The following is a 14,470-nucleotide window of genomic DNA, read 5'->3' as shown; positions in this document are numbered from 1 at the left end:
ATTCTGGCCAGCAACCCCGCAGATCCGTCGGAGGCGCGCCGTAACATCAGCCTCAGAAGTCTCTTCTTTTCACACCAGTCACACGTCAGTCCGGCGCGTCACGCTCCTGCCGCGCCGCGTCGAGCAGCTCCCGCGCGTGCGCACGGCCGCTGTCGGACTCCCCCAGACCGGCCAGCATTCTCGCCAGTTCTGCGACCCGGTCGTCTTCGCCGAGGCGCCGCACACCGCTGGTCTTGGCGCGCGTCGAGGTCGCCTCCGTCTGACCCTCGATGACCAGGTGCACGTCGGCATAGGCGGCGACCTGCGGCAGGTGGGTCACGACGATCACCTGGTGGGTGCGGGCCAGGCGGGCCAGTCGGCGCCCGATCTGCACTGCCGCACGCCCGCCGACCCCGGCGTCGACTTCGTCGAACACCATCGTGGTGCCTTCTGTCGACGCGGCCAGAACCACCTCGAGGGCGAGCATCACGCGCGACAGCTCACCGCCGGACGCGCTCTTGTGCAGCGGCAGGATGTCCGACCCGGAGTGCGCGGCAAACCCGAATTCCACCGCGTCGACACCGTCGCGGCCGGCGTGCACGATGTCACCGGAGCTCAGCGTCAGCGGCGCACTGTCGTCGGGGCGGGTCGGCAGCGGGCTGACCGCGATGGTGAACTGCGCGCCGGCCATCGCGAGCCCGCCGAGTTCGGCGGTGACCGCCTTCGCCAATCCCTTGGCGGCCTTCACGCGGGCCTTGGTCACGGTCGCCGCAGCCGAGGCGACCGACCCGGCCAGCTCGTCCACGCGACGCGCGAGCCCGGCCATCGCTTCCTCGGAGACGTCGAGCTGCGCGAGCCGCTCGCGGGAGGTGCGCGCCCACTCCAGCACGCCGTCCACGTCGGGGGCGTACTTGCGGGTCAGCGAACGCAGCTCGGCCTGCCGGGCCAGCTTGGTCTCCAGTGCGCTTGCGTCGCTGGGTAGTTCGGACAGGAAGTGGCCCAGCTCAGCGGCGACGTCGACGACGACCGTCAATGCTCCGTCGAGTTGTGCGGCCAGCGCCTTGAGCGCGGCGTCATCGGTGTGCTCGAGCGCCGAGCGCGCCTGCCCGATCGTGTCGACGGCGGCCACCCCGTCGGCGCCGGGCTCGCTGTCACCGGCGAGCCCGGCGCGCGCCGTCTGCACCGCCTCGCGCAGCGCGTCGAGCTCGGACAGGCGCCGGATGTCGGACACCAGCGACTCGTCCTCGCCCGGCTGCGGTGCGACCGCCTCGATCTCGTCGATACCGAACTGCAGCCGGTCCGCCTCCTGGGCCAGTTCCCGGGCGCTGCGGCGCCGCTCCTCGAGGTCGCTGCGCGCGGCCAGCCACTCGTCGCGCACGGTCCGGTAGTGCTGTAGCTGCGAGGTGACGCCGGCATGGCGGTCGAGGGCGGCGCGCTGCTGATCCGGACGCATCAGGCGCAGCTGGTCGTTCTGGCCGTGCAGCGTCAACAGCTCGCCGGTGAACTCGCTGAGCGACTTGGCGGGCACGCTGCGGCCGCCCAGATAGGCCCGTGACGGCCCTTCACGGCTCACGGAGCGGGCCGCGATCACACTGCCGTCGTCGTCGCGATCGGCACCCGAGGAATCGAGGATGTCGTCGACGCGGGCGACCGCGTCCGCGCCGATCTCGTCAGTCACGAACCGGCCCTCGACGACCGCCTTGGCCGACCCCGAGCGCACGCGGGCCGGGTCCGCGCGGGCGCCCCCGAGCAGGTGCAGGCCCGTCACCACCATGGTCTTGCCGGCGCCGGTCTCCCCGGTGAGCACGGTCAATCCACCGTCGAATTCCGCGGTCGCGGCGCTGATCGCGCCCAGCGACTCGATCCGAATCTCGGCTAGCACTACTGTCCGCGCCACCCTGTGACAGGCAACCGGAACTTGCGGACCAGCCGGTCGGTGAACGGTGCGCTGTCCAGGCGCACCCACTTCAGCGGCGTCCCGCAGCGGGTCACCTCGAGGCGGCTGCCGGCGGGCAGCACCATTTCCCGACGCCCGTCGCAGAACACCAGCGCGTCGTGTCCCCCTGCCTCGATCTCGATGGCGATCAAGGCATTGGGGCTGGTGACCATCGGCCGGGCGAACAACGCGTGCGCGTTGTTGGGCACCACGATGATCGCCTCGAGGTCGGGCCACAGCACGGGGCCGCCGGCGGAGAACGCGTACGCGGTGGAGCCGGTCGGACTGGACACGAGCACGCCGTCGCATCCGAACGCCGACACCGGGCGACCGTCGACTTCGAGGACCACGCCGAGCACGCCCAGCCGTGGGCCCTTCTCCAGGCTGGCCTCGTTGAGCGCCCAGCCGCGGTCGAGCAGCTCTCCGCCCGACCACACGGTGACGTCGAGTGTCATCCGTTCCTCGACGCGGTAGTCGCGGCGCACGATGTGGTCGAGCACCGTGTCGATCGAATCCGCTTCGGCCTCGGCGAGGAAGCCGATCTTGCCGAGGTTCACCCCGAGTACCGGTATCTCGACATTGCGGGCCAGCTCGGCCGCGCGCAGGAACGTGCCGTCGCCGCCGAGCACCAGAACCAGTTCGCACCCCTGGGCGGCACGCTGATCGGCATCGACGACGTCCACGTCGACACCGAGGGCACTCATGTCCGTCGATCGGCGCTGCGGCGAGTCCACCGCTTCGGCAGAGAGCACGCGGAGGGCGATTCCGTTGTCGCCGAACACTTTTGCCACCCGTCGCGCAACGTCGAGGGCGTCGTCCCGTCCGGTGTGCACCACCAGCAGGACGGTGCGTTGGGCTGTCATTGCGGACCTTCCTCGACTGCGCGGCGGATCGCGGTCTCGAGCGCGTCGCCGCTGATGGCATTCGTCGTGTCGGCGCGTAGGTGCAGGAAGTACTCGACGTTGCCGGCCGGGCCGGGTAGCGGGCTCGCCGTGACGGCGACACTGCACCAACCCAGAGTGTGCGCGGTCGCCGCGACCGAGCGCACCGCGTCGATGCGCAGCAGCGGGTCGGAGACCACGCCCCCGGCACCCACCCGGTCCTTGCCGACCTCGAACTGCGGCTTCACCATGGGAACGATATCTGCGGCCGACGACGCGCACGCAGTCAGCGCCGGCAGCACGGTCGCCAGCGAGATGAACGACAGGTCGGCGACGATCAGGTCGACCGGACCGCCGATGGCCTCCGCAGACAGCTCCCTCACGTTGGTCCGCTCCATCACCGTGACCCGGTCATCGGTGCGCAATGACCACGCGAGCTGCCCGTAACCGACGTCGACCGCCAGAATCTGCTGTGCTCCGCGGGACAGCAGGACCTCGGTGAACCCTCCGGTGGAGGCGCCGGCGTCCAGGCAGCGCCGCCCCTGGACCGCCACTTCGAACGCGTCGAGCGCGCCGATGAGCTTGTGCGCACCGCGAGACACCCAGCTGGGCTCGTCGGCGTGATCGACGGTCAGGTGGGCAGTCGTCGCGATGGCCGTCGCGGGTTTGGCTGCTCGCATACCGTCCACGCTGACGCGGCCCGCGCCGATCAGCTCGGCCGCCTGCTGGCGCGAGCGGGCCAACCCGCGTCGAACCAGCTCGGCGTCCACACGAGCGCGCCGCGTCACGCGGATCAGCCCTTCTCGACCGATTCCAGCGCGCGCACCAGCAGGTCGTGCGCCTCCTCCAGGCGGGCGGCGACGGAATCCAGATCAGCGTCGGTGGGCTCGGTCGGTTCTCCGAGGAGTTCGGCGACCTGGGTACGGATCTGGTCGGGTTCGGTACTCATTTCGGCTGCCACGCTAGTCGATGGCGGGGCCGAGCAGCGACCACCGCTGCGCCGCCTCGCGGGCCGCGTCGTCCGCCGCGACGATCGCGGTCCGGCCGGGCTCGTCGGCTGCCTGCCACACCGCCGCCGCGATCGCGCGGACTATGGACAGGTCGTCGCCGGACTCGTCGCCGGTGGACGCCACGGTGATGCGCTCGCCGTAGTCGACGCGCCATGCGGGATGCGGGCCGACCCTCAGGCTATCGGCGTCGTCGTTGAGCGCACGCAGATCCTCGGCGATCATGTCCGGCCGCTGATCGGCCACCGCGAAAATCGCATCGGCGGCGTCGTTGACCCCGCACAGCACCATCAGACTGGGCAGGCCCGCGGCGCGGGCCCCCTCGATGTCGGTGTCGAGCCGGTCGCCGACCACCAGCGGTGCCTCGAAGTCACCGCGCGCCAGCGCGTCTGCCATCAGCGCGGGCGCGGGCTTGCCGGCCACCTGCGGCTGCTGATCGGTGGCCGTGCGCAGCGCGGCGACCATCGAGCCGTTGCCGGGCAGCAGACCCCGCTCCGAGGGCAGCGTCTTGTCGACGTTGGCGGCCACCCACAGCGCACCGGCCCGAACGGCCAGTGCCGCCTCGGCCAGATCTGACCACGCGGTCTGCTGTGAGTGCCCTTGCACGACGGCGACGGGCTCGTCGGAGAACTGGCGCACCGGCTGCAGACCGACCGTCCGGATCTCGTCGGCAAGTGAATCGGTGCCGACGATCAGCACTTTCGACTGATCAGGTAGCTGCTCGGCCAGCATTCGCGCGGCCGACTGGGCGCTGGTCACGACATCGTCGGGGGTCGCGGTGAAGCCGAGTTCGCGCAGATGGTCGGCGACCTGGGTGGCGCTGCGCGAGGCGTTGTTGGTCACGAACAGCAGCCGGGCATCGATCGCGGCCAGGGTGTCGACCGCGCCGGGCGTCGGCTCGTGTCCGCGGAAGACCGTTCCGTCCAGGTCGAGCAGGAGGCAGTCGTGGAGGTGCGCAAGCGTTTTCACGTCAGGACAGTTCCGTGATCCGCTCTTCGGCATCGGTGACACCGTCGACGTCGGCAGCCGCGGACTTGAGGAACCACTGCAATGCCTCGTCACGACGATCGAGGGCCAGCAGCGTGTCGGCGTAGACGTAGAACAGCCGGGCGGCCGTCTCACCGGTGCGCCCCGGATCCAGTGGAGGCGTGGACAGTACGGCGAGCGCCTGTTCGTGTTGGCCGAGGTCCGAGCGGGCGCCTGCGACGACGATGCGCAGTTCGTCGGCGTCGTCGCCGGTGAGCTGGCCGGCCTCGGGGCTGCGGGCGAGTTCGATGGCGCGTTCAGGGCGTCCGACGCCCCGCTCGCAGTCGGCGATCATCGCGAGAAGTGGTGAGCGACTGCCCATTCGGCGGGCGGCCCTGAGCTCGGAGAGCGCCTGCGCCCAATCGCCGCAGGCGTAGGCAGCGATGCCGACGGCTTCCCGCACGGCCGCGATGCGGCCCGAGCGTGCCCGCGCCGCTCGGGCGTGGGCCAGTGCCGCCTCGGGATCCTCGTCGAGCAGTTCGCCGGCCGCCACCAGGTGGCGGGCGACGGCATCAGCGGTGGCCCTGTCGAGGGTGGTCAATTCGCCGCGGATTTCGGGAGAGAGCTGTTTGGCCTCGATCTCCGGAGGAATGGGCGGTCCGGTGAATTTCGTCTCGTCCTGCGATCTGGGTTGTGCAGGACGTGCGCGATGCGGACCCGAGCTGCGCGGCGCCGAGCGCTGATCGCGGCGCGGGGCCTGCCTGTTGCCGGCAGGACCGCCGCGCTGGGGCCGGCGGTCACCGCGGCCGGCCTTATTGTCTTCGGGCACCACAAAAGGATACGGGCACAATCGGGGACACCACAATTGCGCAAATATGTAGACGAATTATGCGCACCGAATAATGCGGAGAAATAGGAAATCGCCCCCCACGAAAGTGGGGGGCGATTCCAATGTGTGTTCGGCGGTGTCCTACTTTTCCACCCGTGTGGGTAGTATCATCGGCGCTGGTAGGCTTAGCTTCCGGGTTCGGGATGGGTCCGGGCGTTTCCCTGCCGCTATGGCCGCCGTAACTCTATTCACTTTTACAGTGATCCCCTTGTGGGGAAGTTTATAGCCCCTGTTTTTTGGTGGTGGGGGTGATGTGTGGTTTGTGGTGTGGTTGCGAGGTTTTGGGGTTGTTGTAAGTTTTCGGCCGGTTAGTGCCAGTTCCCTGCGACTATTACTAGTCTTCTAGGTCTGGTCTATCGATCCCGTGGTCTGCGGGGGGCCTTATCCCACTTGATGGGTGAGAAGCCTGGTCTTGGAGGGGGTTTCCCGCTTAGATGCTTTCAGCGGTTATCCTGTCCGAACGTGGCTATCCAGCGGTGCCCCTGGTGGGACAACTGGTGGACCAGAGGTTCGTCCGTCCCGGTCCTCTCGTACTAGGGACAGATTTCCTCAAGCTTCTGACGCGCGCGGCGGATAGAGACCGAACTGTCTCACGACGTTCTAAACCCAGCTCGCGTGCCGCTTTAATGGGCGAACAGCCCAACCCTTGGGACCTGCTCCAGCCCCAGGATGCGACGAGCCGACATCGAGGTGCCAAACCATCCCGTCGATATGGACTCTTGGGGAAGATCAGCCTGTTATCCCCGGGGTACCTTTTATCCGTTGAGCGACACCCCTTCCACTCAGAGGTGCCGGATCACTAGTCCCGACTTTCGTCCCTGCTCGACATGTATGTCTCGCAGTCAAGCTCCCTTGTGCACTTACACTCACCACCTGATTGCCGTCCAGGTTGAGGGAACCTTTGGGCGCCTCCGTTACTTTTTAGGAGGCAACCGCCCCAGTTAAACTACCCACCAGGCACTGTCCCTGAACCGGATATACGGTTCGAGGTTAGAGGCCCAATACGATCAGAGTGGTATTTCAACAACGACTCCACAATCACTGGCGTGACTGCTTCATAGTCTCCCACCTATCCTACACAAACCGTATCGAGCACCAATACCAAGTTGTAGTGAAGGTCCCGGGGTCTTTTCGTCCTGCCGCGCGTAACGAGCATCTTTACTCGTAATGCAATTTCGCCGAGTCTATGGTTGAGACAGTTGAGAAGTCGTTACGCCATTCGTGCAGGTCGGAACTTACCCGACAAGGAATTTCGCTACCTTAGGATGGTTATAGTTACCACCGCCGTTTACTGGGGCTTAAATTCTCCGCTTCACCCTTGAAGGGTTAACAGGTCCTCTTAACCTTCCAGCACCGGGCAGGCGTCAGTCCGTATACATCGTCTTGCGACTTCGCACGGACCTGTGTTTTTAGTAAACAGTCGCTTCTCACTGGTTTGTGCCACCCACTCACGCTCAGAACCGCGAGGGTTCGTCACGCCGTGTGGGTCCCCCTTCTCCCGAAGTTACGGGGGCATTTTGCCGAGTTCCTTAACCATAGTTCACTCGTACGCCTTGGTATTCTCTACCTGACCACCTGTGTTGGTTTGGGGTACGGGCCGTGTATGCGCTCGCTAGAGGCTTTTCTCGACAGCATAGGATCACCGAATTCGCCTCACTCGGCTATGCATCACCTCTCAGGATATGTGAGATCCGGATTTGCCTAGATCTCTCCCTACAGGTTTGCCCCAGTATTACCACTGACTGGTACGGCTACCTTCCTGCGTCACCCCATCGCTTGACTACTACCACCGAAGGTCCCGCGCAGCACCAGAAACCATCACCCCGAAGGGATCCGTGGATCTGGATTTGGGCGGTTAGTACCGGTGATTCATCAGGGACGCTCATACACGGGTACGGGAATATCAACCCGTTGTCCATCGACTACGCCTGTCGGCCTCGCCTTAGGTCCCGACTCACCCTGGGCGGACTGGCCTGGCCCAGGAACCCTTGGTCTTTCGGCGGGCAAGGTTCTCACTTGCCTTATCGCTACTCATGCCTGCATTCTCACTCCCACACCCTCCACCACTCGATCACTCGGCGGCTTCACCGGATGCAGGACGCTCCCCTACCCAGCGTATGAATACGCTGCCGCGGCTTCGGCGGTGTGCTTGAGCCCCGCTACATTATCGGCGCACAATCACTTGACCAGTGAGCTATTACGCACTCTTTCAAGGGTGGCTGCTTCTAAGCCAACCTCCTGGTTGTCTTCGCGACTGCACATCCTTTTCCACTTAGCACACGCTTAGGGGCCTTAGCCGGCGATCTGGGCTGTTTCCCTCTCGACGCACGGAGCTTATCCCCCGCCGTCTCACTGCCGCATTACACCGTGTCGGCATTCGGAGTTTGGCTGACGTCAGTAACCTTGTGAGGCCCATCGGCCATCCAGTAGCTCTACCTCCGACACGAACACTGCGACGCTGCACCTAAATGCATTTCGGGGAGAACCAGCTATCACGGAGTTTGATTGGCCTTTCACCCCTACCCACAACTCATCCCCTCAGTCTTCAACCTAAGTGGGTTCGGGCCTCCACGCGGTCTTACCCGCGCTTCACCCTGGCCATGGGTAGATCACTCCGCTTCGGGTCCAGAACACACCACTACACCACACACTATTGTGTGGATACGCCCTATTCAGACTCGCTTTCGCTACGGCTACCCCACCCGGGTTAACCTCGCGACATGTCCCTGACTCGCAGGCTCATTCTTCAAAAGGCACGCCATCACCCCACAACAAAGTCGAAGGCTCTGACGGATTGTAAGCGCACGGTTTCAGGTACTCTTTCACTCCCCTCCCGGGGTACTTTTCACCATTCCCTCACGGTACTAATCCGCTATCGGTCACTGAGAAGTATTCAGGCTTACCGGGTGGTCCCGGCAGATTCACAGCAGATTCCACGGGCCCGCTGCTACTCGGGGAAAACATTTCACGAAAGCCGTCAGATTTTCGGATACGGGGCTCTCACCCTCTCCGGCAGGCCATCCCAGACCACTTCACCTAACCCCACGGTTGATCACTTTCGCTCCTCTCGGCGGAGAGAAGAAGAAACGCCCCACAACACCGCACACACAACCCCCGCCGGGTATCACATGCACACGGTTTAGCCATCCTCCGCTTTCGCTCGCCACTACTCACGGAATCACTATTGTTTTCTCTTCCTACGGGTACTGAGATGTTTCACTTCCCCGCGTTCCCTCCCAACGCCTATAGATTCAGCGCTGGGTAACACGACATCACTCGTGCTGGGTTTCCCCATTCGGACACCCTCGGATCCACGCTCGGTTGGCAGCTCCCCGAGGCATATCGCAGCCTCCCACGTCCTTCATCGGCTCTCAGTGCCAAGGCATCCACCATGCGCCCTTAAACACTTACAACACAAAACCAAAAAATGAGTCATCACCCACACACACCCCGAAAAGCACGTGCGGGTATCAGAAAAATTTGCATTACATGCTGATCACACACAGCCCACAAAAAGCCATGCACGATCAGATGCTCGCAACCACTATCCACAAATCAAACACCACACCCCACCACCAAAGCAGGGCAACAACAACACCTCCCACCACACACAGTGGCCAGGGAACCAACGGGCTGTTGTCTCAAAGCCCAATAGTGTGTCTGGCAGTCCTCAAAGCAGCGTTCCCACACCACTTCTCACGTTTGTTGTGCACCAAACCCCCACCCACTACAGGTCGGGGGTTCCTCACGGCATCGCAGAAGACCCAGTGCCTCACTGCTTTTCGTGGTGCTCCTTAGAAAGGAGGTGATCCAGCCGCACCTTCCGGTACGGCTACCTTGTTACGACTTCGTCCCAATCGCCGATCCCACCTTCGACGGCTCCCTCCCACAAGGGGTTAGGCCACCGGCTTCGGGTGTTACCGACTTTCATGACGTGACGGGCGGTGTGTACAAGGCCCGGGAACGTATTCACCGCAGCGTTGCTGATCTGCGATTACTAGCGACTCCGACTTCACGGGGTCGAGTTGCAGACCCCGATCCGAACTGAGACCGGCTTTGAAAGGATTCGCTCCACCTCACGGCATCGCAGCCCTTTGTACCGGCCATTGTAGCATGTGTGAAGCCCTGGACATAAGGGGCATGATGACTTGACGTCATCCCCACCTTCCTCCGAGTTGACCCCGGCAGTCTCTCACGAGTCCCCACCATAACGTGCTGGCAACATGAGACAAGGGTTGCGCTCGTTGCGGGACTTAACCCAACATCTCACGACACGAGCTGACGACAGCCATGCACCACCTGCACACAGGCCACAAGGGAACTGATATCTCTACCAGCGTCCTGTGCATGTCAAACCCAGGTAAGGTTCTTCGCGTTGCATCGAATTAATCCACATGCTCCGCCGCTTGTGCGGGCCCCCGTCAATTCCTTTGAGTTTTAGCCTTGCGGCCGTACTCCCCAGGCGGGGTACTTAATGCGTTAGCTACGGCACGGATCCCAAGGAAGGAAACCCACACCTAGTACCCACCGTTTACGGCGTGGACTACCAGGGTATCTAATCCTGTTCGCTCCCCACGCTTTCGCTCCTCAGCGTCAGTTACTGCCCAGAGACCCGCCTTCGCCACCGGTGTTCCTCCTGATATCTGCGCATTCCACCGCTACACCAGGAATTCCAGTCTCCCCTGCAGTACTCCAGTCTGCCCGTATCGCCCGCACGCCCACAATTGAGTTGTGAGTTTTCACGAACAACGCGACAAACCACCTACGAGCTCTTTACGCCCAGTAATTCCGGACAACGCTCGGACCCTACGTATTACCGCGGCTGCTGGCACGTAGTTGGCCGGTCCTTCTTCTCCAGGTACCGTCAATCTCTCTTCGTCCCTGGCGAAAGAGGTTTACAACCCGAAGGCCGTCATCCCTCACGCGGCGTCGCTGCATCAGGCTTGCGCCCATTGTGCAATATTCCCCACTGCTGCCTCCCGTAGGAGTCTGGGCCGTATCTCAGTCCCAGTGTGGCCGGTCACCCTCTCAGGCCGGCTACCCGTCGTCGCCTTGGTAGGCCATTACCCCACCAACAAGCTGATAGGCCGCGGGCCCATCCCACACCGCAAAAGCTTTCCACCACAACACATGAATGCCGTGGTCCTATCCGGTATTAGACCCAGTTTCCCAGGCTTATCCCAAAGTGCAGGGCAGATCACCCACGTGTTACTCACCCGTTCGCCACTCGAGTACCCCGAAGGGCCTTTCCGTTCGACTTGCATGTGTTAAGCACGCCGCCAGCGTTCGTCCTGAGCCAGGATCAAACTCTCCAAACAAAAACCCCCAGGACCAAACCCGGGCAGAATTCGAATCAGAAAAATCCGATCACAAACAACAGACACCAAAACTGGCATCCAAAAAACATTGCGCCCCACAAACGGGAAAATCCGGGACACAACAAAAAACAACAAACAAAAACCACCAAACACACTATTGAGTTCTCAAACAACAGCCCCGACCCGACCGCGCGAAGATTCCGCGGCCATAAGCCGCGATCTCTACTGCGGGCGGATGAGGACTCTCACCTAAGTGAGTGACCTCTCGGGAGTCGGCCGCGCTCTCCGGGCTGGGCCCGTGTCGCAGCGACTCCGATAAGTTACGTCAGGGATAACGCCGAGTCAAATGGCCTGCTAGGGCGGGTTTTTCGAGCCGATCCCAGCGTGCGCACGGCAGGCGTGCGTTGACTGCTGAGGGAACAACGCGCAGGCGCGCGCAGTTGTTCCCGGCCCATCGAAACGTCCCTGACCTCGACTTTTCGGCTCCGACGTCAGCCTGCTCTGACCACACCGGCGACATTGCGCTTGCCGCGGCGCAGCACGAGCCACCGTCCGTGCAGAAAGTCCGACGGCTGCGCCACCCACTCCTCTGTGGCGATCCTCACGTTGTTCACCGACACGCCACCCTCGGCGATCGTCCGCCGAGCTGCCCCCTTGCTGGCCGACAAACCGGTCGCCACCAGGAGGTCGACGATCGAATCCTCCCCTGCGGGAAGCACTTCCACGAGATCGTTGGCGCTGGCCTCCCGCAGCGCAGCCGCCAGGGTGCGCTCGTCGAGATCGGTCAGGTCTCCCCTGCCGAACAGCGCCTGGCTGGCCAGCTCCACCGCATCGGTGGCCGCTTGCCCATGAATGAGCGTCGTCAGCTCGCGCGCCAGGCGGCGCTGAGCGGCGCGCTCGTGCGGACGTTGGGCAGTGGCCTCCTCGAGTTCGGCGATCTCGCCCGCGTCGAGGAAGGTGAACCACCGCAGATATCCGATGACGTCCGCATCGGCGGTGTTGATGAAGTACTGGTACCAGGCATAAGGACTGGTCATCTCCGGGTCGAGCCACAGGCTGCCGCCGCCGGTCGACTTCCCGAACTTGCGGCCCTCGGAATCGGTCACCAGCGGAGTCGTCAGCGCGTGCACACCTGCACCCGCCTTCTGCCGGACCAGCCGCACGCCGGCGATGATGTTCCCCCACTGGTCGGAGCCACCGATCTGCAACGTGCATCCGTACCGCTGGTGCAACTCGACGAAATCGTTGGCCTGCAACAGCATGTAGCTGAACTCCGTGTAGGAGATGCCGTCGCCCTCGAGACGTCGGCGCACCGTGTCCCGGTCGAGCATGACGTTCACCGAGAAGTGCTTGCCCACATCTCGGAGGAACTCGATCGCCGACATCTCCTGAGTCCACGACAGATTGTCCGCGACGATCGCGCCCGTCGGTGAGTCGTCGAAATCGACGAATCGCTCCAGCTGACCGCGGATCCGCACGGCCCAGTCCGCCACGGTGTCGGCGGTCTGCATCGTGCGCTCACCCACCTCACGCGGATCGCCGATCATGCCGGTCGCACCGCCGGCGAGCACGATCGGGCGGTGGCCCGCCTGCTGAAATCGTCGCAGGGTCAGCAGCGGGATGAGATGTCCGGCGTGCAGGCTCGGGGCAGTCGGGTCGAAGCCCGAATACACCGTGACGGGTCCACCTGCCAGGGCTTCGCCCAGTGCGTCCCGGTCGGTCGACTGCGCGATCAACCCACGCCAGTCCAGTTCGTCGAGGATGTTGCTGCCCACGCACCGATCTTCCCGTACTAGTCACTCTCGCCGGGAGCGGGTGCCCGCGGACTGCGCCGGTAGGGCGATACTTCCGCGCGATTTGCCACCCAGAAGCGCCACGGTCGATCAGCAGCCTTGCTGACCCCGGTGCGGGGTCCCGCGGTAGCGCGCGCGGGACGCGCCAGTGAAAGCTTGACCGGCGCAACCGGATCGAAGAGGTCGAGGCCGTTGTCCCCCATTTCGATGCCCAGCGCCGAACACAGATTGCCCGGGCCTCTGGCCAGCGCCGACTCCCCGACCAGTTCGCCCCGTCGCGCCCGCGCCGGGCCGACGCCGTCGGTGATGACGGCTGCTCGCAGCAACACCGCGCCCGCGACACCGTCGGTGGCACACACCACGTTCGCGCAGACGTGGATGCCGTGACTGCGGTAGGTGTAGAGCCGGCCCGGCGCGCCGTACATCACGGTGTTACGTCCGCCGCGCCCACGAAACGAGTGCGATGCCGCATCCGGCCACGGTCCGTCGACCGGTCCCCCGTACGCCTCGACTTCGACGATCGTGGCAGCGACCTCTCGGCCGGTCAGCCGGGCACCGAGCAACATTCGCGCCGCGCGCACGGGATCGACTGCCAGCGGATGTGCCGTCACGTCAACGCCCGAAGACGTCGCGCAGGGCTGCGGCGACCACACGGTAGGCGACATCCTCTTCGGGGTGCACACCGGGGAAGAAGTAGAACCCGTGCGGCATCCCGTCCGGGAAGTACTCGACGGCACGGCCCCCGGCCGCGCGGATCCGCTGGACGAACGCCCGTGCCGAATCGACGATCGGATCGTGGGTGCCCGCGACGACCACCGCGAGCGGATACCGGGACAGGTCACCCTCGATGGGGCTGACCCACGGATGGTCCCAGCGTTCGGCGCCCACGTAGGCGCCCCTGATGAAACCGGCGAACGCCATGTCGTAGACGATGCCGCGAGGTGCGAGCTCGAGGAACGACGGCCAGCGTTCGAACTGAAAGTCTGCGAAAGCACCGAGCATCACCACGGCATCAGGAACGCGCACGCCCTCGTCGCGGGCGCGCAACGGGATCGCGGCAGCGAAGTTGGACCCCGCGGAGTCGCCCGCGACGACCACGTGCTCAGGATCGCCGCCGATCTCGGCGGCGTGCTCGGTCACCCAGCGATAGACATCAAAGGCGTCGTCGAGCGGGGTCGGGAACATGAACTCGGGTGCGGACCGGTAGTTGGCCGACACCACCATCGCGTGATTCGTGAACGCCAGCTTGCGTGCGAGGAAGTCACAGTCCTCGGAGGAACCCACGGTGAATCCCCCACCGTGGTAGTAGACGATGGTAGGGAGCATCGCGTCGATCGACCCGGCGGGCCGGTAGAACTGGCAGCGCGCCACTCCATCGCGCACGGGCAGGTACACCTGATCGAGCGCGATACCGGGGACTGCCTCGGCACCGGATGCGGGCACCAGTGCGGGATCGGGCTGACGACCGTCGCCGATGTAGCCCGATCGGACCGGCGCGATCATCAGATCGCGCAGCGCCACAGGTTGTCGGTTGTTGGCGACCACCCGGTACATCGGGAAAGCGGGATCGTCCTTCTCCACATACGACAGACCGTCGACCACGACCGGCGCCGTGACATCGACCGAACCGGCCGGGACGACGCGCAACGAATCCGGCACCACCATCGCTGGCCATCGTAATTGTCACTCTTGACACGGTCC

Annotated in this window: 9 protein-coding genes and 3 rRNA genes; all 12 read right to left on the bottom strand. The window is 64.3% G+C overall.

Annotated elements, in window-relative coordinates; all coding sequences use genetic code 11:
* Positions 1 to 85 precede the first annotated feature (85 nt).
* Complete coding sequence (recN, locus tag ACXYX3_RS12540; RefSeq protein ID WP_458611890.1) at positions 86 to 1,861, bottom strand: DNA repair protein RecN; 1,776 nt, start codon at positions 1,859 to 1,861, stop codon at positions 86 to 88.
* Positions 1,861 to 2,778 (bottom strand): NAD kinase, encoded by a 918-nt coding sequence (locus tag ACXYX3_RS12535; RefSeq protein ID WP_241207597.1) that lies wholly within the window; start codon positions 2,776 to 2,778, stop codon positions 1,861 to 1,863. The genes recN and ACXYX3_RS12535 overlap by 1 nt, the downstream gene beginning before the upstream one ends.
* Entirely contained in the window at positions 2,775 to 3,584 is an 810-nt protein-coding gene (locus ACXYX3_RS12530; RefSeq protein ID WP_458611889.1) for a TlyA family RNA methyltransferase, read from the bottom strand. The genes ACXYX3_RS12535 and ACXYX3_RS12530 overlap by 4 nt, the downstream gene beginning before the upstream one ends.
* Positions 3,585 to 3,589: 5 nt before the next feature.
* A complete protein-coding gene (locus ACXYX3_RS12525) occupies positions 3,590 to 3,745 on the bottom strand; it encodes a hypothetical protein (protein WP_241207599.1) in 156 nt (51 codons plus the stop codon).
* A gap of 13 nt (positions 3,746 to 3,758) precedes the next feature.
* Entirely contained in the window at positions 3,759 to 4,772 is a 1,014-nt protein-coding gene (locus tag ACXYX3_RS12520; RefSeq protein WP_458611888.1) for an HAD-IIA family hydrolase, read from the bottom strand.
* Position 4,773: 1 nt separating this feature from the next.
* Positions 4,774 to 5,598 carry a tetratricopeptide repeat protein gene (locus ACXYX3_RS12515; RefSeq protein WP_458611887.1) on the bottom strand — a complete coding sequence of 275 codons (825 nt, stop codon included), beginning with the start codon at positions 5,596 to 5,598 and terminating at the stop codon, positions 4,774 to 4,776.
* A gap of 128 nt (positions 5,599 to 5,726) precedes the next feature.
* Positions 5,727 to 5,839 (bottom strand): 5S ribosomal RNA (rrf, locus tag ACXYX3_RS12510).
* A gap of 107 nt (positions 5,840 to 5,946) precedes the next feature.
* Positions 5,947 to 9,071 (bottom strand): 23S ribosomal RNA (locus ACXYX3_RS12505).
* A 385-nt stretch (positions 9,072 to 9,456) separates the two neighbouring features.
* Positions 9,457 to 10,976 (bottom strand): 16S ribosomal RNA (locus ACXYX3_RS12500).
* Together the 16S, 23S and 5S rRNA genes form the textbook arrangement of a ribosomal RNA operon.
* 491 nt (positions 10,977 to 11,467) lie before the next feature.
* A complete protein-coding gene (gene tyrS, locus ACXYX3_RS12495; RefSeq protein WP_458611886.1) occupies positions 11,468 to 12,751 on the bottom strand; it encodes a tyrosine--tRNA ligase in 1,284 nt (427 codons plus the stop codon).
* Positions 12,752 to 12,768: 17 nt separating this feature from the next.
* Positions 12,769 to 13,380, bottom strand: coding sequence for a DNA-3-methyladenine glycosylase (locus ACXYX3_RS12490; protein ID WP_458611885.1), 612 nt, complete (start codon positions 13,378 to 13,380; stop codon positions 12,769 to 12,771).
* Position 13,381: 1 nt separating this feature from the next.
* Positions 13,382 to 14,434, bottom strand: coding sequence for an alpha/beta hydrolase (locus ACXYX3_RS12485; protein ID WP_458611884.1), 1,053 nt, complete (start codon positions 14,432 to 14,434; stop codon positions 13,382 to 13,384).
* Positions 14,435 to 14,470: the final 36 nt, after the last annotated feature.

This window comes from Mycobacterium sp. Panama NTM2, from assembly GCF_054355555.1.
The sequence above is the reverse complement of the archived record's forward strand: the minus strand, read 5'-3'. Positions and strand labels throughout refer to the sequence as shown.